The organism is Arthrobacter sp. DMZ02-1R, from assembly GCF_057747935.1.
The window spans coordinates 3610267-3631286 of record NZ_CM173230.1; the positions used below are offsets into that span (position 1 = coordinate 3610267).

The 21020-nt window shown below is 61.9% G+C and carries 17 protein-coding genes; 14 read left to right on the forward strand and 3 right to left on the reverse strand.

The features are described 5' to 3' along the window. Positions 1-39 precede the first annotated feature (39 nt). The 4 genes from AC3ANQ_RS17215 to AC3ANQ_RS17230 all read left to right on the forward strand — a co-directional run bounded on the left by AC3ANQ_RS17215 (position 40) and on the right by AC3ANQ_RS17230 (position 4486). Complete coding sequence (locus tag AC3ANQ_RS17215; RefSeq protein WP_488302153.1) at positions 40-1368, forward strand: MFS transporter; 1329 nt, start codon at positions 40-42, stop codon at positions 1366-1368. Next, positions 1361-2686, forward strand: a complete 1326-nt coding sequence (locus AC3ANQ_RS17220; protein WP_488302154.1) for an FAD-dependent monooxygenase — start codon at positions 1361-1363, stop codon at positions 2684-2686. Before AC3ANQ_RS17215 ends, AC3ANQ_RS17220 begins: the two co-directional genes overlap by 8 nt. A gap of 109 nt (positions 2687-2795) precedes the next feature. Further along, on the forward strand, positions 2796-4232 hold the full coding sequence (locus AC3ANQ_RS17225) for a flotillin family protein (RefSeq protein WP_488302155.1): 1437 nt from the start codon (positions 2796-2798) through the stop codon (positions 4230-4232). A gap of 8 nt (positions 4233-4240) precedes the next feature. Next, the gene (locus AC3ANQ_RS17230; protein ID WP_488302156.1) at positions 4241-4486 is read left to right on the forward strand and encodes a hypothetical protein; all 246 of its coding nucleotides are present in this window, start codon (positions 4241-4243) and stop codon (positions 4484-4486) included. Positions 4487-4529: 43 nt separating this feature from the next. Here AC3ANQ_RS17230 and AC3ANQ_RS17235 read toward each other — a convergent pair whose 3' ends face one another. Next, a complete protein-coding gene (locus tag AC3ANQ_RS17235; RefSeq protein WP_488302157.1) occupies positions 4530-5237 on the reverse strand; it encodes a glycoside hydrolase family 25 domain-containing protein in 708 nt (235 codons plus the stop codon). 425 nt (positions 5238-5662) lie between these two features. Between AC3ANQ_RS17235 and AC3ANQ_RS17240 the strand changes: the two genes are divergently transcribed. The 3 genes from AC3ANQ_RS17240 to AC3ANQ_RS17250 all read left to right on the forward strand — a co-directional run bounded on the left by AC3ANQ_RS17240 (position 5663) and on the right by AC3ANQ_RS17250 (position 9081). Further along, positions 5663-6922 (forward strand): glycosyltransferase family 4 protein, encoded by a 1260-nt coding sequence (locus AC3ANQ_RS17240; RefSeq protein ID WP_488302158.1) that lies wholly within the window; start codon positions 5663-5665, stop codon positions 6920-6922. After that, positions 6919-8358 carry a UDP-glucose dehydrogenase family protein gene (locus AC3ANQ_RS17245; RefSeq protein ID WP_488302159.1) on the forward strand — a complete coding sequence of 480 codons (1440 nt, stop codon included), beginning with the start codon at positions 6919-6921 and terminating at the stop codon, positions 8356-8358. Before AC3ANQ_RS17240 ends, AC3ANQ_RS17245 begins: the two co-directional genes overlap by 4 nt. Before the next feature lie 300 nt (positions 8359-8658). Next, positions 8659-9081: a hypothetical protein gene (locus AC3ANQ_RS17250; protein ID WP_488302160.1), complete on the forward strand. Its 423-nt coding sequence runs from the start codon at positions 8659-8661 to the stop codon at positions 9079-9081. 12 nt (positions 9082-9093) lie between these two features. Here AC3ANQ_RS17250 and AC3ANQ_RS17255 read toward each other — a convergent pair whose 3' ends face one another. Beyond that, the gene (locus tag AC3ANQ_RS17255) at positions 9094-11418 is read right to left on the reverse strand and encodes a helix-turn-helix transcriptional regulator (RefSeq protein ID WP_488302161.1); all 2325 of its coding nucleotides are present in this window, start codon (positions 11416-11418) and stop codon (positions 9094-9096) included. A gap of 926 nt (positions 11419-12344) precedes the next feature. Between AC3ANQ_RS17255 and AC3ANQ_RS17260 the strand changes: the two genes are divergently transcribed. Next, complete coding sequence (locus AC3ANQ_RS17260; RefSeq protein WP_488302162.1) at positions 12345-12941, forward strand: excalibur calcium-binding domain-containing protein; 597 nt, start codon at positions 12345-12347, stop codon at positions 12939-12941. Positions 12942-12995: 54 nt separating this feature from the next. Here the strand turns inward: AC3ANQ_RS17260 and cspE are convergent, their stop codons facing one another. Beyond that, positions 12996-13199: a transcription antiterminator/RNA stability regulator CspE gene (cspE, locus tag AC3ANQ_RS17265; protein ID WP_028266315.1), complete on the reverse strand. Its 204-nt coding sequence runs from the start codon at positions 13197-13199 to the stop codon at positions 12996-12998. A gap of 341 nt (positions 13200-13540) precedes the next feature. On the opposite strand from cspE, the gene AC3ANQ_RS17270 reads away from it, so the two are divergent. From AC3ANQ_RS17270 to AC3ANQ_RS17295, 6 genes are read left to right on the forward strand one after another with little or no spacing between them, the layout of a single operon-like run. After that, a complete protein-coding gene (locus tag AC3ANQ_RS17270; RefSeq protein WP_488302163.1) occupies positions 13541-14983 on the forward strand; it encodes a DUF3375 domain-containing protein in 1443 nt (480 codons plus the stop codon). Continuing rightward, the gene (locus AC3ANQ_RS17275) at positions 14980-15606 is read left to right on the forward strand and encodes a DUF4194 domain-containing protein (protein ID WP_488302164.1); all 627 of its coding nucleotides are present in this window, start codon (positions 14980-14982) and stop codon (positions 15604-15606) included. Before AC3ANQ_RS17270 ends, AC3ANQ_RS17275 begins: the two co-directional genes overlap by 4 nt. Further along, a complete protein-coding gene (locus tag AC3ANQ_RS17280) occupies positions 15603-19010 on the forward strand; it encodes an ATP-binding protein (RefSeq protein ID WP_488302165.1) in 3408 nt (1135 codons plus the stop codon). Before AC3ANQ_RS17275 ends, AC3ANQ_RS17280 begins: the two co-directional genes overlap by 4 nt. Beyond that, the gene (locus AC3ANQ_RS17285; RefSeq protein ID WP_488302166.1) at positions 19000-20268 is read left to right on the forward strand and encodes a Wadjet anti-phage system protein JetD domain-containing protein; all 1269 of its coding nucleotides are present in this window, start codon (positions 19000-19002) and stop codon (positions 20266-20268) included. The genes AC3ANQ_RS17280 and AC3ANQ_RS17285 overlap by 11 nt, the downstream gene beginning before the upstream one ends. Continuing rightward, positions 20243-20590: a type II toxin-antitoxin system Phd/YefM family antitoxin gene (locus AC3ANQ_RS17290; protein WP_488302167.1), complete on the forward strand. Its 348-nt coding sequence runs from the start codon at positions 20243-20245 to the stop codon at positions 20588-20590. The genes AC3ANQ_RS17285 and AC3ANQ_RS17290 overlap by 26 nt, the downstream gene beginning before the upstream one ends. Next, the gene (locus AC3ANQ_RS17295) at positions 20587-20979 is read left to right on the forward strand and encodes a type II toxin-antitoxin system VapC family toxin (RefSeq protein ID WP_488302168.1); all 393 of its coding nucleotides are present in this window, start codon (positions 20587-20589) and stop codon (positions 20977-20979) included. Before AC3ANQ_RS17290 ends, AC3ANQ_RS17295 begins: the two co-directional genes overlap by 4 nt. Positions 20980-21020 lie beyond the last annotated feature (41 nt).

Sequence of the window (21020 nt, forward strand, 5' to 3'; positions counted from 1 at the left end):
TCTATTGGGCTACTCCGACGGCGGCCACACAGTGGTGGGATGAATCACACACCTTCCGCTGCAGCGCCGGAGCGGACCCAACAAGGCGTTCACCACTCCGCTGATACCTCTCCCAAGGCCTACACCCGATTCTCCAAGCGTTCCGCAGCAGCAGTGCTGGTCTGCTGGTTGCTGGTGGTTTTCGACGGTTATGACCTCATCGTCTACGGCACCGTGCAGGGCTCCCTCATCACGGACACAGGCTGGGGGCTCACCAAAGCCACCGCCGGAACGCTTGGCTCCATGGCGTTCCTGGGCATGATGATCGGAGCGATCTTCGCCGGCAGGATGTCGGACAGTTGGGGCCGACGCCGCACCATCATCTCTTGCGCCGCGCTGTTTTCAATCTTCACCATCCTGTGCGCCTTCGCCCCAAACGCGGCAGTTTTCGGGGGCCTGCGCTTGCTGGCCGGCGTTGGCCTCGGCGGGCTGGTTCCCTCGGCAAATGCCCTGGTTGCCGAACTGGTCCCGGCCAAATGGCGCTCCACGATTGCCACGTTGATGATGTCCGGCGTCCCGATCGGCGGCTCGGTTGCCGCCTTGGCAGGCATTCCCCTGATTCCCGCTTTCGGCTGGCCGGTCATGTTCCTGGTGGCCGCCGTCGCACTGCTTGTGGTGGTCCCGCTGGGCATGCGCTTCCTACCGGAAACCCTCCCGGCCGCAAAGAATGCGAAACAAACAGTGGGCTTCCGGTCCCTGCTCCGGGCTCCGTACCTCGGGATGAGCCTCCTTTTCGCGATCTCCACGCTGGTGACGCTCTTTGCCTGGTATGGCCTCGGAACGTGGCTGCCGAACCTCATGCAACTGGCCGGCTACAACCTTGGATCGGCACTGACGTTCGCCCTGGCACTCAACCTCGGTGCCGTCGTCGGCTCGGTTGCCACTGCTTGGGCGGGCACCCGCTTCGGTCCAATCCCGACGGCGATAGCGGCAGCCGCCGTCGCCGCCGTCGCGCTCGGGGTACTGGTGGCGGGCCCGCCGGTGGGGCTCGTTTACGTCATGTTGGTACTGGCAGGGGTCGGCACCCACGGAACCCAGTGCCTCATCATCGCAGCGGTGGCCAGCCACTATCCCGCACATTTGCGGGGCACAGCGCTCGGCTGGGCCCTCGGCGTCGGCCGCATTGGCGCGGTCGCCGCACCGCAAGCCGGCGGGCTGCTCCTGGCGGCCGGACTGGGCGTCAACTCAAACTTCCTGGCGTTTGCCGGGGCCGCCGCCGTCGCCGCGGTCCTGCTCGGCGCCATCGGCACAAAGATAAAGACCGCCAGGATCAAGACCGCCAACATCAATTCCGAAAACACCACCCCTGTAGGAGCTAGCAATGTCTGACCGCGAACCGTCCACTCAAGTACTCGTCGTCGGCGGAGGGATGGCCGGCCTCGCCGGCGCCTTGGCCCTCCGTGCGAACGGTGCCGAGGTGACGTTGGTTGAGCGGGCCCCCGAATTCGGCGAGGTCGGCGCCGGCCTGCAGATGGCCCCCAACGCCTCGCGCGTCCTGAAGCGTTGGGGCCTCCTCGAAAAGGCGCTTGAGATCGGCGTCCGGCCGAAGCACTTGGTGTTCCGCGACGCCCTGACCGGCGAGGAACTCACCCGGCAGACCCTCAGTGGCGACTTCGAGCAACGGTACGGCGCTCCGTATGTGGTGATCCACCGCAGTGACCTCCACCGAATCCTGCTGGAAGCCTGCCAGGACGCCGGCGTCCGGTTGGTGAACGACGTCCTCGTCGAGAGGGTTGAGACCGTGAACGCCCGCGGTGTGGCACACGCAGTGAGCGGAGACGTTTACGAGGCCGACGTCGTGATCGGCGCGGACGGCCTCAAGTCGACGCTCCGCTCCGCCGTCGCGCAAGACGGCCTGGTGTCGTCGTCGTACGTCGCCTATCGCGGAACGGTGCCCATCACAGCGGAAACCCCGGCGGCTGATCTTGAGGACGTGATCGTCTACCTCGGGCCGGACTGCCACCTCGTGCAGTACCCGCTGCGCAAGGGCGAACTGTTGAACACGGTGGCTGTATTCAAGTCGCGGTCGTTCGAGCGCGGAGAAGAGCAATACGGCGGCGTGGACGAACTTGAGGCGGCCTACAAAGACTGCGTGCCCGCGGTCCAGGCGGCCCTGCGGAACCTTGGGACCAGCATCCGCTGGCCCATGTACGATCGCGATCCCATCGAGAACTGGATCGACGGCCGCCTGGTGCTGATGGGCGACGCCGCCCATCCGATGCTCCAGTATTTGGCTCAGGGAGCCTGCCAAGCGCTTGAAGACGCCGCGGTGCTCCAGGACTCCACCGTAGGATCCGTGTTTACCGACGACGGCGTGGACACCGCGGCTTGGGACCGCGCCATCAGCGAATTCAACTCAGCCCGGGCAGCCCGCACGGCCCGCGTCCAGCGTACGGCGCGCGTCTGGGGCGAGTCCTGGCACGTCTCCGGCGTCGCACGGGTATTGCGGAACCTGCTGTTCAAGAGCCGCAAGGACGGCGACTTCCAGTACAACGACTGGCTTTACGGACAAGCCGCCGACGGCGCCCCGGTGGTCCCAGCGGAAGTTGCGGGGGGTGCCGCAACCGGTCCCGCTAGCGAGTTCCGCACGAGGCCTGAGGCGAGGACTGAGGCGAGGAAGGAATCGCTGGCGGGAACGAGCGCTTAGGAGCATCCGTTGTGTCAAATGTAAGCAAACAAATTGCTGGACTACTGGAGCGGACCAAAGCAGACTGACTACACGAGCCGCTTGAGTGCTTGCCGTTGAAAGGACAGTCATGTTCGACCTCGTTGCTTATCTCCCCATTCTTGTCACCGTATTGGGGGTAGTCGTCGCCGTTGCAGTCATTAGGCTGCTCATCACATTGATGTGGAAGGTGGCTGAACCAAACGAGGCATTGATCATTTCCGGACTGACCCGTGGAAGTTTGGACACCCGGGACGGAATGGATTTCAAAATTGTCACCGGCAAGGGTGCCTTGGTGGTTCCCGGGCTCCAAACAGTGAGGACGTTGTCGCTGACGCTGAATGAAACAGAACTGCAGGTCAACTGCGTGACCTCGCAAGGTATCCAAGTGATTGTGGAGGGTGTGGTTATTTACAAGATCGGCGACGCCGCGCCATTCATTGCGAACGCCGCGAGGAGGTTTCTCGGCCAGCAGCCCAAAATGGAAAGCCAGGTCTACAACGTCTTTGAAGGACACCTGCGCTCAATCATTGGCAGCATGACCATGGAAGAGATCATCCGCGAGCGGGACAAACTCGCTTCTTTGGTCCGCAGTGCCAGTGGTATTGAAATGGAAAAGCTTGGCCTGGTAGTTGATTCCCTGCAAATAAAGGACCTTCAGGATCCCACGGGCTACATCCAGAACCTGGCCAAGCCGCATATTGCCCAGGTCAAAATGGAGGCCCGCATAGCGGAAGCCACCAGGAACCGCGAGGCAGCTGAGAAGGAAGCTGAGGCAGCTGCCCAGATTGCCGACGCCCAGAGCATCTCGGCGATCAAGCAATCGGCGGCCCAAGCCAACGCCGAGACTGCTCGGGCCAACGCGGCACAGGCAGGTCCGTTGGCCGATGCCACGGCGCGCCAGCAGGTGGTGGTCCAGGAAACCGAGGTGGCCAAGCTGGAAGCGGACCGCGAGGAGCAAAAACTCCAGACGTCCATCCGCAAGCCAGCCGATGCCAAGGCCTACGCCCAGCGCACCGAGGCAGAAGCCCAAAAGGCAGCGGACATCAGCGCGTCCGAGGCGCGGGCGCGGCGTACGGAACTTGAAGCCCAGGCGAACGCCCGCAAGGTGGAAGTCGAAGCGCAGGCCAACGCCACGGCTGCGGCAGCGATTGCGGGAGCCACAAAGATCACCGGCGAAGCCGAAGCGGCAGCCACGAAGGCCCGCGGTGATGCTGCAGCTTCCGCCATCAAGGCCAAGTCCTTGGCGGAAGCGGACGGCATCAAGGCCCGTGCGGAGGCACTCGGCACCAACCAAGAGGCCGTCATCTCCCAGCAGCTCGCGGAGAACATGCCTGCGATCGTGGCAGCCGCGGCTGAACCGTTTGCCCACGTAGGTAACCTGACGGTCCTCAACGGTGGCGAGGGCCTCAACAGCATGGTGGGTGGGATCCTGTCCCAGGTGGGCAACTACCTGCCATCGATCACGGCTGCCCTCAAGAACGGCCAAGTACCTCCCAAACGGCCCACCAAAGCCCCTGATGCATAGCGAAACCGATGCACAAAGAGGTTGATCGGAGCCTGACCGGCAAAATCGGTAGGGTCACGGGGCGAATCGGGCCGGGCACCGTGGGGGAAGTCATGCTGCCGTTCCACGGCGGGACGAGCGCCTTCCACGCGCATCCCTTCGACAAGACCAGTGTTTTCAACGTCGGCGATGAGGTGCTTGTCATCTACTACGAGCCACCCGGGACAGTATTCGTTGACGAGCTGCCGGAGGTCCTGCGGGCGGGCAAGAAATAGCTGAGGGCGGCTAAATGAATAGCCGCCCCCATGACGTTTGAGGCTACTGCAGGAAGGTGGCGTCGAAGGAGTCGAGGTCGACGACGACGCCGTTGAGGCTTTGGTTGAATTTCTGCTGGACCCCTACGCGCATGTTCGCCGGTGTGTTCCAGCCCCCGTAGGAAACCGGGGTGGGCGAGAGATAATTGGCAGTCCAACGTGAATAGTTGACCGCCTTGGCGTCCGTATCCCACAGCGGCACGTCGGCGAAATCAGTGCTGTTGTTCATCATCTGCGGCCACATACGGGAACCGGTGTAGATGACGGGGCGCACACCCATGTTTTTGACCCCGTTGACCATGTCCCGGGTGACAGGGGTCCCGCCTGTCTCGATGTCCAGAGCGAAGAACTGGAGCTGCGCCTGATACGGTCCTGCGGCTGTGATGCCTCCCTGCCAGCAGTTCGGATCACGTGTGTAGACGGCGATCTTCAAGCCGGCGTCGAGGGCCATTTTTAGTTGCGTCTGGGTCCCGCTCCACGGGTTGCATGTCCCCCAGGCCGTTGAGTGCATCACGTACAGACGGAATCCGGCATTGTAGGCCTTGGTGAACCAGGCCGGATCGGTGATGGTATTCGCGGAGTCCAGGACTTTCACGGACGCGTGCCCAGTGACAGCGGGTGGTTTCGGCGCTGAGTATGCCGCCGGAGCGGCAGCTACGCCCAGAAGGGTGAGCACTGCCGCCATGATGAGTACAAGATTCTTAGGACGCATACCGGACTCCCATTTTTCGATAGACCGTCAGCCGCGACGGCGATGAAATGTAGTTGCACGACAGTGCTTTTCATTGACGGCCGCGACCGATTCAGGCACCGGTTTCCCGGCGCGGTACTGGGCTATGCAGGCGTGGTCAAACCTTGCGCAGGCACCTCTGTGCCGACCAGAACGCGGCAAAGCCGCGCAGTTGTCCTCGCCCATCGCGTGCCCAGTCCACGACACCTTGCTCTGACGTCAACGGCTTGTAGCGGCGAGCCTATGGGCAAGGAGACCTACATGAATGAGTGGCTGCCACTCGTTGTGCGTCCCACGGCACTCATCCACCACTCGTGACTACTAGGGGATCGTTTGTTAACCAAACCTTCCCCCCAGCGTCACGCCCATTCCCCCGCTTCGCCAACCGACGGGCACACCGTGGAGGGGTGAGGATCGCGATCATTGCCGAATCATTCCTGCCGCTCATGAACGGGGTTACCCACTCCATCCTGCGGGTGCTGGAGCATCTGCAAGAGCGCGGCGACGAAGTCATGGTGATTGCGCCGTCGACGTCGGACACTGCTGTCTCGGACGTCGTGAACGGCGCATTTGTCCACCGCCTTCCTTCCGTGCCGCTGGCTGGATACACAAATGTGCGGGTGGCGTTGGGCGGTGTGAGCCGGGTCAAGAGAATCCTTGCCGACTACGCACCGGACGTCGTCCACCTTGCATCCCCTTTCGTCCTCGGTTGGCGGGCTGTGCAGGCCGCGCACCAGCTCGGCATCCCCACGGTTGCCATCTACCAAACCGAGGTCCCCAGTTACGCCGCACGGTATCGCGTGCCCATCCTGGAAAACTGGGCATGGAACCGGGTGGACAACATCCATCTCCTTGCGGACCGCACACTGGTCCCGTCCACGTTCGCGCTCAACCAGTTGCGCGGCCGCGGGATCCTGAGGGTGGGCATGTGGCGGCGCGGTGTGGATACCGCGCGGTTCTCCCCCACGAAGCGCTCGACGGCGTGGCGGGCCTCCGTGGCGCCCGACGGCGAACGCATCATCGGCTACGTCGGCCGCCTCGCGATCGAAAAGCAGGTGGAAGACCTTGCGGTGTTGGCGGATCTGCCGGGAACCCGGGTGGTCATCGTGGGCGACGGGCCGCAGCGCGCTGCCCTCGAAGCGGCCCTGCCAAACGCCGTCTTCACCGGGTTCCTGGGTGGCGACGAACTGGCCCAGGTTGTTGCGGGCTTTGATCTCTTCGTACATCCTGGCGAGTTCGAAACGTTCTGCCAGACCATCCAGGAGGCCATGGCATCGGGGGTCCCCGTGGTGGCCACCGGCCGCGGCGGCCCCCTCGACCTCGTCGAAAACTCGCGTACCGGCTGGCTCTACGAGCCGAGTGACCTCGCCCAGATGCGCGGTTACGTCCAGGACTTGGTGGGCGACGACGCCAAGCGCCGTGCGTTCGGTAAGGCAGCACTCGCTTCGGTCCAAGGACGGACGTGGCCGGTGTTGAGCGCCCAACTGGTACAGCACTATCAGGCAGTGATCGCCGGTGATGCGCTGGTTGAGCCACCTACTGCACCCATCCACCCGGCCGAGCTTCAGGTGGCCGAGCTTCAGGCGGCCGAACTTCAGGCGGCCGAACTTCAAGCGGCAGAGCCCGCCACCATTTCCGTGACTTCCAGCAAAGGACTCTCAGCATGAAAATCTCCGTTGTCGGCTGCGGCTACCTAGGCGCAGTACACGCCGCAACGCTCGCGTCGATGGGCCACACCGTGGTGGGCATCGACGTCGACGCCCAGAAGGTGGCCGACCTGAACAAGGGCTTCGCCCCTTTCCACGAACCTGGCCTTGACGAGCTTCTCCGGGACGGCTTCGCCACCAAACGGCTCACGTTCTCCACCGACTTTGCCGATGCCGCCGACGCCCAGACGCACTTCCTCTGTGTGGGCACCCCGCAGTCGAAAACGTCGGACATCGCGGACCTCTCCTACGTGATCGCAGCTACGAAGAGCCTCCTCCCCCATCTGGCGAGGGGCGCCGCCGTCGTCGGCAAATCCACCGTCCCCGTGGGAACGGTGGACATGCTCCGCGGCATCCTTGCCCGCAGGCCTGATGTCCTGCTCGGCTGGAACCCCGAGTTCCTGCGCCAGGGCACGGCTGTGAAGGATTCTTTGGTACCGGACCGGCTGGTGTACGGCGTACCGGGCGGCAAGGATTCTGCGGCGGGCGTACCCGTGACGGCCGCGCTCGACGCCGTCTACGAACCGCTGATTTCCGCCGGTATCCCGCGGTTGGTCTGCAACTTCGCGACCGCCGAGCTCATCAAATCCGCCTCCAACGCGTACCTCGCCACCAAGCTCAGCTTCATCAACGCCATGGCCGAACTTTGCGACGCTTCGGGTGCCGATGTCACTGAACTCAGCGAGGCGATGGGCCTGGATCCGCGCATTGGCAGCCGGTACTTGCACGCCGGCCTGGGCTTCGGCGGCGGCTGCCTGCCGAAGGACGTCCGTTCCTTCCGGGCGCAGGCACAAGCGCTGTCTGTGCCTTCCGTTGACGAGTGGATGAACGTGGTCGATTCCATCAATCTGGGCCAGCGCGCCCGCGCCGTGAAAGTGGCGCGTGACATGTGCAAGGGCTTCCTGTCCGGCCGCACCGTCACCATACTGGGCGCTGCCTTCAAGCCGGACACTGACGACATCCGTGACTCCCCCGCACTGGACGTCGCACTCCAGCTCGCCGCGGCGGGTGCCCACGTGACCGTGACCGACCCCAAGGCCATCAACAACGCCTGGATGCGCTACCCCCAGCTCCGCTTCGAAGCGTCCACCACGCGCGCATTGGAAGGCGCAGAGTTAGTGCTCCTGCTGACCGAATGGGACGAATACCGCACCCTCTCACCCGCCGCTGCCGGTTCACTCGTACGACGCCGGATGGTGCTGGACGCGCGGAACGTCCTGGACGCTGGGGCGTGGAAAGCGCAAGGTTGGACTGTTCGTGGGCTTGGAACTGGATCCCAGGCTGAGCCTGAGGAGACCGTTGCGGTGGCAAAGGCGGTTGTCCTCCCGGTCGAACCGGTCAACACCCGGCCCTTTATCGTGGGCTCGCCTACCAAGGCGTCGACGACGCGACGGTGAGCTTCCGATCTAGGTGTCCTCCGTCCCGCGCACACCTAGACGGGCCTGCACGACCACCTAGATTCAGCAATTTCACACCTAGAAACCGCTCAGGCGCACGGTTTTTTGCCTCATTGACCACCTAGACGCTCTATTTCATGGAGAGAATCTGAACCGTGGATGGCTCCTCTTAGGAGGATGCCACCACTCTTCAAGGCCAGCTTTGCGTTGGCCGGTGATCTCGAGAAATGGAGTTGAAGTGGAATCAGTAATGAGGAGAGCGGCTGGGCTTCACGCTGGGACTGCTGTTGCCGTGGCTTCATGACTGCTCGGCTTTACGGACGTCTTCCGCGGGTCCTCGGCTTCATGGTTGCCGGCCTCTCCAGCATTTCCGCCGCCCTCATTTGGAGCTTCCCAGCGCCGGAGAGCCTCCGCAACCTTGATCCTCTCGCCCTCAGGAATACGATGGTCGTCATCCTCCTTGTGTTCGGCATGGCTGCACCACTTGCTGTTGTCTTCGCCCGTGCCCCAAAATGGTTGGTCCCCAAAGCCGCGATATTCGCTGCCGCTGGGTTTTCTCATGCAGCGGCACTTGGCCCGGAGATCCGTGTCCCGTTCCAAGGAGCGACGTCGGCAATCGCGGCCGTCTGCTCGCTCGGTCTGGCGGTCCTTACCCTGGCGGCCTTCATGGACTCGGTCCAGGAGAAGCATCGGCAGGGAGGCGTATCCGAGAAACGTGGCTGAGCGGTTCTGTTCCTAGCGGAAGGGAGACGTATCCCGGACCAGGTCAAATAAGGCAGCGCGCGTTGGACTGCCGGTCTTTCGTAGCGCGTTGGAAATGTGGTTTTCCACGGTCCTGATACTGATTCCCAGGTGCTCGGCGATCTCGGGATTGGAACGATGACCGGCCAAGGCTGCTATTTCAATTTCCCGGACTGTCAGAGGCGAGTAGCTTCCGGAATTGAATGCCATGGGCTCATCTGCCGACGGGAATCGAGTCGCAAAAATGGAGTACGCGCGCTCCATCTCGGCCGCCCCCACGGTGTCGTCCACGAAGGCATACCGCTTGAACGCACCTCTGAGCAGCATCCGAACTTGGTAGAGATCGGAGTCGGGCTCGTAGTTCTCGAGCAGGACGCCGAGCAATTGGTGGTCTTGTTCCACCACCGCTCCCGCAATTGCCACAAGCTGATCGTGTGAAATGCAGGCATGTTCCTTCAAGGTCTGCCGAAGAATCTCAAGAACCTTCCGACCAGGAAGAAGGCAAGTGAAGAAGAGTGCAGCGTACGTCGCTTCCAGAACGTAGCCACGTTCCAGCTGCCGTCGAATGAGGCGGGCGGCTTTCCTGTCGAATACTGCGGGGATTAAGGGCCGTCCGGCGACGAGCTCGTAGACTCCCTTTGCGATTCCCGGAAGCGGGCCGACGTCTTCGGCCTCGCGCCGCGCCTGCGTTGCAAGGGTCGCGGTGGGCAAGATGGCCGACGTCGCAGCCCTCAGCCCGGCGAGCCGCAGCATGGCGTCATGGAGGGAATCCACTAGAAAGCCTGGCCGTCCCATGGCGAAGACGCTACCCATCAGGTACTCTGCCTCGTCGATATGGCCGCGGTAGACGAGTGCTTGGGCAGCGACGTAGGTGTTCGACACCAACCCGAATTGATCCAGGTTTCGGCGGGCTTCCGCGCGGTGGTCGAGCGCAAAGACAATTGCTTCCTCGATCCGCCCCGAGGTGAACAATGCCAGTCCTTGGATGAAAGGTCCGATGCGGGGAAAGCCCTTGAATCCGTTTGAGGAGTCGATGGCATTGAGTGCCGCGGAAGGGTTGAGGCGGTAGAGTTCCAGCATCCCCCGGACGCAGGCCAGAACGCCGCTTTCAGGGTGCCGATCGTGTAGACGCGCCAAGGCGTCGTCGAGATTCTGAGGCATTCGGTCGTATGACGCTACGAGGAAGAGTTCTACCGATTCAACTTCGGCCGCCCATTCAGGGTGCTCCTCCCCAAAGTTCCTCAGGGCGTGGGCCGCATATTCCAGCCCTTTGCCAGAGTGGATAGCCCAAAGCGCTTTGGCAACTGCCAGGAACAGGAGTTCGTACGTATCTCCTTCCGAGCTCACGGTCTCGGAAAGCACGCGCTCAATTCTCGATGCGTCAGCCGGCGAGCCCCAGTAAACGCTCAGGAGTGCCACGGCGTTCGATACCGATTTTTCGGCATCCCACCGGTCATAGCGGCGACGCTCTAGAACCGAGATCCTCTCATGAAAATGGCGCGCCGTAGCCGCGTCGTCTGTACTCCGTTCAAGGCGCACCGCGGCCAGGACTCCCACCAACGAATCGCCCGGCGTGACGTCAACATGGGGTTCCTGTGGCGAGACGCTCAAGGTCCGGGCGATTCGATCCTGCAGGACCCGCCGGCTCGTGAGCACCCGTTGGCCACGGAAATAGTCGGCTAGCACCGGTGGTGTGATCGAAGCGCAAATGTTGTTGTGTGGATCCTCCATGACGGAAATCAAGCCGTGTTGTTCGAGCCGGTCCAGAACGTCGGCGTCGACTACCCGTTGCAGCACATCGATGGGCACCGTACCGGCGATGGCCATGGTCTGAAGGCCTGTGAGCTCGTTGGACTCGAGTCCTTCTAGGAGAGATTCCACAGTGCCCTGCAGGTGCTCATTCCACAGCGTGTCGCCTGTCATGTGCCATTGGCCGTTGCTAAGGGCAAGCAAATCGCTGAGTGAGGCTGTTTCCGCGATTCGGGCCACAAGCCTGGGGTTCCCCGCAGATTTCGTGAGGATGCGCGCAGTGGTATCAGCGTCCGCTGGAGCGCCCAAAACATCCGTGATGAGCTCGCTCACGTGCTCATAGCGAAGCGGATTCAGGTGGACCCTCGCTTCAGGGCCAGGACTCAGAACGGCGGGCCGCCCCTTCGCGTAAAGGGAAGACTCACCCATTGTCACGATCATGGGTCGCTTCGTCCTGAGCCTGACGGCATCCAGCACCGCCAAGGTCTCCGTGTCGACGAATTCGAGGTCATCGACAACAAGCACACGCTCCCCTGGCCTGGCGAGCCGTCCAGCCAGTGTGTCAACCACGCCCAGCACGCCTAATTGGCCTATTCGAATATCAAGTCCCAGGCCATATATTCCACCAAACGGTATTTCGCGATGTGAGCGAAGGGCCGAAATAGAGTAAACCGTAGCTCCGGTCTTCTCAAGCTCGGCGATAGTTTTTTGCGCGACACTCGTGCGTCCGCTTCCGGGCACACCGACAATTCGAACCATAACGCCGCGAGCAACGTAGTCCAGCGTTCGCCGAACTTCCTGTTCGAACACTCGCGATCCAACTTTCTCTAATGCTCTAATCGGCACGCTCCGGGCCCTGGAGGTGCTACGTCCATCCGATTCGACTGCTTCCTGTCCAAAAACAGGCATTAGCTGGTGGATTCCCAGGCAACCGGACAGGATCCCCCAAGGCTCTTCCACGAACCGCTTTCCAAGGGAACCGTAGATTCCGAAACCGGCGTCTAGGTGGTGCAATGCCGAAACTCCGTGTGCCCCGGGAGCCGTCTAGGTGTGCCGACCTGCGGTTTTGTTCCGCATCTGAGTGTGCGCCAGCGACGCCTAGGTGTTCGCCCGGGACTACCAAGGTGAGGGTTGGCGGTGACGGTTTCTCCATGATTCTCCTGTCGGTGTCCTCTTGTCTGAGACGCTACGGGGACTTCGCGGCCGTCTCTAGACCAAACCTCGCACATGTGGATATTTATTCGAATCAATATTCTCTCGCCCGAATAAATGTTCGAAAGCAGTGTCCGCTGCCCCTATTTTGAGACCGTGTCAAGATGCCTTTTCGCGCATGTGGAAAACTCTTCCTTTTCTCGCATTTTGGATGCTAGGATCTGCGGACATTCGCGTCAAAAACTGAATCATGGGGGCAATAAATGAACATTCGCGCGCCTAAAAAGCACGGGACAATAAAGCACGCGTCGCATGACTTTTCGAACCCTCGGAAAGCTAGCTTCATGGTCTTTGCCATCGTCACGTCAACAGCCGCAGCGCTCTCCCTCGCCGCGTGCGGCGGAGCCAGCAGCCCACCAATTTCGCAAGCCGGCGCCACGCAGTCGGCTTCAGCTTCGGCTTCCGCATCGCCAACCCCCACGCCAACGCCAACGCCCACACCTACCGCGCCGAAATCAGTGTCCTGCGTAACGGAGAACGCAACAGAGAACTACCCGCCTAAGGAATTCATTTGCACGAAGTCCGATGCGGGAGTCCTGCTCTGGATGGAACGCTCAGAGTCCAAGAAAGTCACGGACGCGCGTGCCGCAGCGGCGGCGGCGAAGGCCGTGGAAGAAAGGGCAGCCGCAGACAAAGCGGCAGCAGACGCCGCAGCGGCCCAAGCAGCGGCCCAAGCGAAGGCAGACACCGACGCCGCAGCCGCGAAGGCCCAACAAGACCAAGCCCAGGCTCGGCTGGTGCAGCCGCCGGCGCCGTCGCCCGTTTACTATGCGAACTGTACGGCCGCCCGGGCCGCCGGCGCCGCGCCTATCTATCGCGGCCAGCCAGGTTACCGGCCTGCGCTGGATAGGGATAACGACGGAATCGCCTGCGAGAAATAGGCATAAAAAAGCAGGGCCGGTCATTGACCGGCCCTGCTTTTTGAAATCCGAAGCTTAGAGAGCCTGGATGTTTACTGCCTGGGGACCCTTGGGGCCCTGCTCGACGTCGAAGGAAACCTTCTGGTTCTCTTCGAGGGAGCGGTAGCCGCCCGAGTTAATAGCCGAGTAGTGAGCGAAAACGTCCTGGCTGCCATCTTCCGGGGAGATGAAGCCGAAGCCCTTTTCGGAGTTGAACCACTTGACGATACCTGTAGCCATTTTTTCAGTTTCCTTACTGAAGGTGGAGGTTGTCCCGACTGTCGGGCCTCCGGTGTGGGGTGTTCTCCACCGTTACTTCAGAAGGTCGCGGTTGATGAACCGCGGGAACTGCCTGAACTACCAAATGCCAAACACAACAACAGCTACAAGCATACAGGGCTTTGGGCGGATCGCTACTATTTGTCAAAACTCTTCATCTGTCGCGCTCCGCCGACCGTCGCCGCCAACGCGGGCTGACCCGAAAATTGTCCGAGATCTCGCTTAGCCTAGAAGCACCGATGAAGCCGCTGAAATGCACCCGAATATCAACGCGGCCGGCGTGACTGGAACCAGAGGAGCAGATGGACTACTACGCAATAAATTCACTGCGTGAAAGCCATGCGGGATGGGCGTTGCTTCGCGCCCAGAACGCTCCCCTGGCCGTGTACTTCTTCATGGCAGCATTTACCGGTCCCAACCAACGAAACATCGGCCGCCAACAGCTCATCGACGTCCTGGATGATGTCCTTTTCGGCGTCCGGGAATCTTTCGGAGAAGACAAGTTCCCTCGCCCGGCGTCAGACTACCTCGACGATTGGGCCGGTCCAGAGCGGGCCTGGCTGCGGAAATACTACGTTCCCGGCCAGGACGAACCGCATTACGATCTCACCGCCGCCGCGGAGGACGTAGTGCGTTGGGTTGAGAGCCTTCGCGGTAGGGATTTCGTCGCCACTCAATCGCGACTGACCAGCATCTTCGCAGTCCTTAAAACGCTGGTCCAGCAATCTGAGACGGACCCTGACGTGCGGTTGGCCGAACTCCAGCGCCAGCGCGACGGGATTGACGCCGAAATGCAGCGCCTGCGCGACGGTAACATCAAGGTCATGAGCGCTCCGGAAGCTCTGGACCACTTCCAGCAGTTGACCACACTGGCCAAAGACTTGCTTTCCGACTTCCGCGAAGTCGAACAAAACTTCCGAAGGCTGGACCGTCAGGTGCGGGAGCAGATCGCCACGTGGGACGGGAGCCAAGGAGAACTTCTCGACTCAATCTTCGCCAACCAGCAGGATATTGGCAGTTCCCTGCAAGGCCGCACGTTCCAGGGTTTCTGGGACTACCTGATGTCCCCACAGCTTCGGACCGAGCTACGGGAGCTGTTGCAGCGCGCAACACAGATCGAAGCACTGTCACGCATGGACAATCTCCATGCCGTGGCCAACCTCCATCAGGACTGGTTGCCCGCCGTCGAGCAGACCCAGGCCACTGTCCGCCAACTGTCCCAGCAAATGCGCAGGCTGCTGGACGACAAGGTCTTCCTGGAGAACAAGCGGATCATGCAACTGATCCGAAGCGTCGAGTCCAGCGCCCTCACTATGCGGGACCACCCGCCGTCGGGCATTTTCATGGAGATCGACGCACCGTCGGTGGATGTCTCGCTTCCGTTTGAGCGCCCCTTGTACGAGCCAGGGAGCCGGGTCCTTGTCATGGACGACGTCGTGGCCGCCGACGACGCGGATGTTGACGCGGGTGCCCTGTTTAGTCAGTTCTACGTGGACAAGGAGCGCCTCAAGTCCTCCATCGAAGCTGTGCTGGAGGACGCAGACCAGGCCACCTTGGCGGACATCGCCGCCGCCTATCCGCTGTCGCAGGGACTCGCCGAGCTGGTTGCCTATTATCAGCTTGCCGCCGAGTCTGACTGGGCGAGTATCAACCCCGAGGCAACCCAGCAGCTGACATGGTCAGTACCCGACGGCAGCATCCGCGAAGCGACAATCGATCAAATCATCTTTGTGAGGCCTGCATGAGCACCACGACCGAACCAGCCGCACGCGCTCCGGAGGAACTTCCCGGCGTTGTCACCAGGCTCTTCAAAGGAGTGATCTATGCGGAAACGGACGAGAAAATCTGGCAGTCGCTGATCGCGCTAGCCTCCCACGTCCGGGACTATGTCGCGGTCCTCGGGTTGGACCTGATCCTCGACGAGTCAGAGGGCTACGCCTTCCTCAAGTCACGGGAGGACCCGGATGGCACTCTCCCCCGGCTTATCCCCAGGCGTCAATTGACCTTCGATGTTAGCCTGCTCCTGGCCCTCCTGCGTGGCCGGATGCTGGAGTTCGACACCAACAGCAGCGAACTCCGCCTCATCATGACGGAACAGGAGATTACCGACATGGTTTCGGTGTTCCTACCCGAATCCAGCAATGAAGCCCGGGTCCTGGACAAGCTAAGTGCCAACATCAAGAAGGTGGTTGAGCTTGGATTCCTGCGGAAACTGCGCGGCGAAACTGGCACGTATGAGGTGGCGCGCATCCTGAAGGCATACGTGGACGCACAGTGGCTGGAAGAGTTCGACGCGCGGCTGGCAGACTATCGCCGCTCGCTCACAGGGCAACAGACCGCGCCCTCAGCAGAAACGGAAGACGCATGACCACCGAGCTGCAGGACGGCCTTTTCAGCTTGGACGAGCTCCCTGCCGGGCAAAAGGACGACGACGGCGCCGCCCCGGGCTTCCGGCTGCACCGTTTGGAACTACTGAACTGGGGGACGTTCCACGGCGGCATCCGCACGTTCCGTTTGGACGGCGCCAACAGCCTGCTGACCGGGGACATCGGTTCGGGAAAGTCCACTGTGGTGGACGCGATCACCACGCTCCTGCTCCCGGCCAACCGGATCGACTACAACAAGGCCGCGGGTGCGCAGAAGCGCGAACGCACGCTGATGTCATACGTGCGCGGCTTCCACAAGAGCACGCGCAGCACAGGCGGCGAGTATTCCAAACCCGTGGCGCTGCGAGCGCCGGGAGCCCTCACGGTAGTCCTCGGCGTCTTCCACAACGCTGTCCTCAACAAGTCGGTCACGCTGGCCATCACGCTCTGGACCATGCAGGAAGCAGGCCAGCCCAGCCGTTTCTACTCCTTGGCCGAAACCGAGCAGTCCATCGCGGAGGACTTCGCGAACTTCGGACAGGATCCGGGCAAGCTGAAGAAGAAGCTACGTGCCGGGGGCGCGGCCGTCCATGACACCTTCGACCCCTACGCTGCAGCTTTCAAGCGCCACTTCGGCATCAGCGGCAACCAGGCCATGGATCTGTTCCACCGCACGGTCTCCATGAAGCAGGTGGAGAACATCACCCACTTCGTGCGGACCAACATGCTCGAGGACGATGACGTGAAATCGCGCATCGACAACCTCATCCACCACTTTGACGATCTCAAGAAAGCCCACGAGGCAGTTCTGAGGGCGAAGGACCAGATCGGGTCGCTGAAGCCAATCCGAGACGGTGCCGCAGCGCATCAGCAACTGAGTGCTGAGGACGCGCTGGCCCGCAAGCAGCGCGACCAGCTGCATCCATGGTTCACCGATCAGCAGCTGACTTTGAGCCTGGAACACCAGAGGGAGCTGGAAAACGCGGGAGTCAAACTGCTGGAGGACAGCACCCAGCTCACGGCAGATATTTCGCGGTTGCGCCACGAACTCTCAGTGGTCCAGGAGGACATCCGCACCAACGGTGGAGGACGGCTCGCCGCAATCGACGCCGACATCGCGCGGCTCGAAGAGGAGTCGCGCTCCCAACGGAAGCGCTTCGAGCAGTACTCGGCTGCCGCCGTCGAACTCGGTTTGAGCGTGCCGGAAGACCGTGTACTCTTCGACGCGAACCGGACCCGTCTCGGCGAGGTGGAAACAAGGCTCAAAACCGAGAACACCGACCTCCAGAACCAGCGGACGCAGCTGAGCGTGGAGCACACGGACCTGATGGCGCGCGGGAAGGACATCGACGCCGAGCTGGTGAGCCTGCAGTCCCGCCAGACCCTGCTGCCGCTCGCCCAACTGGAGCTCCGCCGTCGTCTGTGCGAGGGAATAGGCGTCGCGGAAACCGCGCTTCCCTATGCTGGCGAACTGCTGCGTGTACGGGACGGCGAGTCGGAATGGGAGGGTGCAGCCGAACGAACCCTGCGCGGTTTCGCCCTGTCCCTGCTGGTCTCGGCCGAGCACTACCCGGCAGTGAGCAGTTGGGTAGATTCCAATAATCTCCGGGCCAGGTTGGTCTACCTGAGGGTCGGCGATTCGCTTGCTGCGCGGCCTGCCGAAGCGGGGACGCTCGCTGCGAAGATCGCCATCAAGCAAGGCACCCCCTTCCGCAGCTTCCTGCTGGACGAACTCAGCACCCGGTTCGACTACGTGTGTTGCGACACCATGGAGGACTTCCGCCGCTACCCCAAGGCCCTGACGGTCAACGGCCAGCTCAAGGGCGGCCGGGGCCGGCACGAGAAGGATGATCGCCGTGACCTCGCGGACCGGCGCAACTACGTCCTCGGCTGGGACAACCACGACAAGATCGCCCGCTTCCTCGCCGAGCGCGACGACGTCAAAGGCAAGCTTCGCAGTGTCGAGACGCGGCTGGGCAAGGTGGACGCCTCCTTGGGCGCTCTCGGACGTCAGAATCAACAGCTGGGCACAATCCGTTCAGCGGGCGATTTCGCCGACATCGGTTGGCAGCTGACCGTGCGCAGGATCCAGGAACTCAAGAATGAGAAGAGCCAACTCCAGTCGGCCAGCAGCGTGCTGCAGCAGTTGGCGGTGAGGCAGGCTGAGATGTCCCGGGCGCTTGAGCGCCTCGAAAAAAAGTCGGACAAGGTTCGAGAGCGAGTTGGCGAAAACAACAACGAAACCAAAAACATCGTGCTGGCTATAGATAAATGTCGCCAAATTCTGAATGGGCAGCCCCTTGCAGATGACGATTCCGTTGTGAAGGCCATCGGGCAACTTGCTGCGGAGAAACTAGGAACCAAGGCCCTCACCTACAACAACACAAGTGACGTGGAAAGCGATGTAAGGTCCGATCTCACAGACAGAATCGAGTCGCTGTCCGGACGTATGCGTCGAGTTGAAGTAAACATCACCGGACAGATGAGGGACTTCCGGAACAGATACCCCAACGAAACTACGGACATCGATGCCTCGCTGGAAGCAGCCGGAGAATTCGATCGACTGCTGGAGCAGCTGGAGAAGGACGATCTTCCGCGCTTCGAGGCGCGTTTCAAGGAGTCGCTGACCCAGAACACTATCCACGAGGTGGTGGCGTTCAACGCTTTCCTCGACAGCCGGCGCCAGGACATTGTGAATCGGATCGGTGAAATCAACCTGTCCCTTGCGGCGATCGAATACAACCCGGGCAGGCATATCCAGCTGGAGCACCAGAGCTCGACAGACTTGGACGTCCGCCAATTCGGGATCGACCTGCGGGCCTGCTCGGAAGGGACTATTGGGGATGAGGATCAGTACTCGGAACAGAAGTACCTACAGGTGGAGAGGCTCATCGAGCGTTTCCGGGGACGGGAGGGCTACACGGCGCTCGACGAGCGTTGGACCGCCAAGGTAACGGACGTGCGGAACTGGTTCACATTCTCGGCCTCCGAAAAGTGGACCGAGACCGGGGAGGAATTCGAGCACTTCACGGACTCGGGCGGGAAGTCAGGCGGTCAGAAGGAAAAGCTGGCCTATACGATCCTTGCGGCGGCGTTGGCTTTCCAGTTCGGACTTGCTTCCGGAGAAAATTCGGGAAAGGGCGCAGGGAAGGGCCGCAGCTTCCGGTTTGTGGTTATTGACGAAGCTTTCGGCCGCGGCTCGGACGAGTCCGCGCGTTACGGCCTGGAACTCTTCCAGCGTATGAAACTCCAATTGCTGATCGTCACACCGCTACAGAAGATCCACGTCATCGAGCCTTTTGTAGCACACGTGGGCTTCGTAGCGAACACCAATGGCAATGACTCCCAGCTCCGCAACATGACCATTACGGAATACCGCGAGGAGCGGGATCGCCGTGCCGGCTAAAAATACCGGTGGAGCTTCGCGAAACTGGACCACGCTGGCGGGGCTACGCTCGCTGTCCTCTGCGGCGTGGGAGCGCGGGCAACTGCTGCGCGAGGCGCTGGAACCAACGGAAGCCTACCCCCGGCGTCGTGCGCTCAAGCGGCCCTCGGCCACTGAACTGCGTGACGACTATGCCGCCGCACGGGAGTGGGCGGCCGGGTTGTTCGCCTCGGTGGGGACGTACACCTTGGAAACGGTCGACGTCGGCCGCACCACGATCGGTTCGAACCGACTCCCGGCTGCGGCGGTATTTGCGAGGGTGGAGGACGAGGCGGCCTTCGTTGGCAAGACTCGGGATCTAGCCCGGTTCCGTTCGTTGGCCGATGCGTTGGCGGCTCTCGACCCCGCGTTGCGGACCTGGGCACTGAAGCGCCCGCTGCAGCTCCTGGCTTTGGGTGAGGCGGCCCTGACCGCTGCCCGTGTGGCGTTGTGGCTGCGGGAGAATCCCGGGCCGGGTATTTACGTACGGCAGTTGAGCCTGCCAGGAGTCCATACCAAATTCCTCGAGACCCACCGGCGGGTGATTGATGAAATGGCGGCGGGGTTGGAGGCGACGTCGCTTGAAGATGATCTGCCGGAGGCTGGTGCCACCGCAGACGGTGACGAGGCACTGCTTGTCAGCCCGGTCGCACGTACCCCAGCTGCCCGCTTCGCCGAGCGTCACGGCTTTCTTCATCCCCCTGAGCTCGTCCGCTTTCGGCTGCTGGACCCGGCAATTCCGCTGCTGGGCGATGCCCGTGACGTCATGGTCACCGCGGAGGCGTTCAGGAGCCTGCGGCTTCCGGTTGAGTCCGTGATCGCCACCGAGAATCTCGTGAACTACCTTTCCCTTCCGGATCGTCCGCGGTCCCTGGCGCTGTTTGGCGCGGGCTATGGCTTTTCCAGTTTGCGCGATGCGGGGTGGCTGGAGGATTGCGAGGTCTTGTACTGGGGAGACTTGGATACCCATGGCTTCCGCATCCTGGACCAACTCCGCGCCGTCCACCCTCACGTCTCCAGCGTGCTCATGGACGAAGCGACGCTGCTTGCCCATCGGGACGCATGGGGTGTGGAGACTTCGCCGTCGCGAGCCCTCTTGACGAGGCTGACCGCCCGGGAGGCAGATGTCTACGAAGCGCTGGGAAACAACCGATACGGAAACGGTGTTCGCCTGGAACAGGAACTGATCCGTTGGGACTGGGCGTTGGAACGGATTGCTGAAAAGCCGCTGGGCGGTTGAGCCCGCCAAACCAACCGCGCACCGCGAAAGTGCTACGATTGCTACGGAGGCAATGATGACCACGATTCCACACCGGGAACTCCGGAACAACAGCAGCAAGATTCTGGAGCGCGTGAAAAATGGCGAAACAATTGACGTGACCAATAACGGGGAAATTGCAGCAACGCTCATACCGCCCTCCGCGTCGCCGTTCGAACGGCTGTTGCAGTCAGGCGGCGTCCGCCGTGCTGCCGAGAGTCCCGTGGATTTCAGGCTTGTGCCCCGCATCAAGAGTGAGATGGGCACGCCAGACATTCTGGCCGATCTGCGTGGCGATCGGTGATCACCTATGTAGACACCTCAGCGGTCCTGAAGCTTCTGGTCGACGAACCGGAATCCGCTGCCCTCGCTGATTATCTTTCTACTGCTGCCGCAAGCGGACACCGCCTTGTCGCGTCGATGCTCCTCTACACCGAGCTCCACTGCGCGGCGCGTCGGCGGGGCCTGGACCCGGGACCGGTGAATACCGTACTCGGTGGCGTCAATCTGGTGGACGTAGCCCGCTCCGACCTGATGTACGCGGCAGCCCTTCCTGGCGGGCTGCGGAGTGCGGACGCGATCCATCTCGCAACAGCGATCGGGCTCCAAGCGGATCTGATGATCGCTTACGACGTCGAACTTCTCGCAGCCGCCGCTGATGCCGGCGTCACCGTCCTCTCGCCCGGAAAATAGCCCATCTCCCCACCCCAACCCCCAACCGGCGTAGAGTTCGG

What these genes read in the sequence shown, in the direction of transcription:
- AC3ANQ_RS17280 (WP_488302165.1), top strand. Translation starts at nt 15,603, where the DNA reads ATGACCACCGAGCTGCAGGACGGCCTTTTCAGCTTGGACGAGCTCCCT.
- AC3ANQ_RS17230 (WP_488302156.1), top strand. Translation starts at nt 4,241, where the DNA reads ATGCACAAAGAGGTTGATCGGAGCCTGACCGGCAAAATCGGTAGGGTC.
- AC3ANQ_RS17215 (WP_488302153.1), top strand. Translation starts at nt 40, where the DNA reads ATGAATCACACACCTTCCGCTGCAGCGCCGGAGCGGACCCAACAAGGC.
- AC3ANQ_RS17275 (WP_488302164.1), top strand. Translation starts at nt 14,980, where the DNA reads ATGAGCACCACGACCGAACCAGCCGCACGCGCTCCGGAGGAACTTCCC.
- AC3ANQ_RS17270 (WP_488302163.1), top strand. Translation starts at nt 13,541, where the DNA reads ATGGACTACTACGCAATAAATTCACTGCGTGAAAGCCATGCGGGATGG.
- AC3ANQ_RS17235 (WP_488302157.1), bottom strand. Translation starts at nt 5,237, where the DNA reads ATGCGTCCTAAGAATCTTGTACTCATCATGGCGGCAGTGCTCACCCTT.
- AC3ANQ_RS17250 (WP_488302160.1), top strand. Translation starts at nt 8,659, where the DNA reads ATGACTGCTCGGCTTTACGGACGTCTTCCGCGGGTCCTCGGCTTCATG.
- AC3ANQ_RS17260 (WP_488302162.1), top strand. Translation starts at nt 12,345, where the DNA reads ATGGTCTTTGCCATCGTCACGTCAACAGCCGCAGCGCTCTCCCTCGCC.
- cspE (WP_028266315.1), bottom strand. Translation starts at nt 13,199, where the DNA reads ATGGCTACAGGTATCGTCAAGTGGTTCAACTCCGAAAAGGGCTTCGGC.
- AC3ANQ_RS17220 (WP_488302154.1), top strand. Translation starts at nt 1,361, where the DNA reads ATGTCTGACCGCGAACCGTCCACTCAAGTACTCGTCGTCGGCGGAGGG.
- AC3ANQ_RS17225 (WP_488302155.1), top strand. Translation starts at nt 2,796, where the DNA reads ATGTTCGACCTCGTTGCTTATCTCCCCATTCTTGTCACCGTATTGGGG.
- AC3ANQ_RS17245 (WP_488302159.1), top strand. Translation starts at nt 6,919, where the DNA reads ATGAAAATCTCCGTTGTCGGCTGCGGCTACCTAGGCGCAGTACACGCC.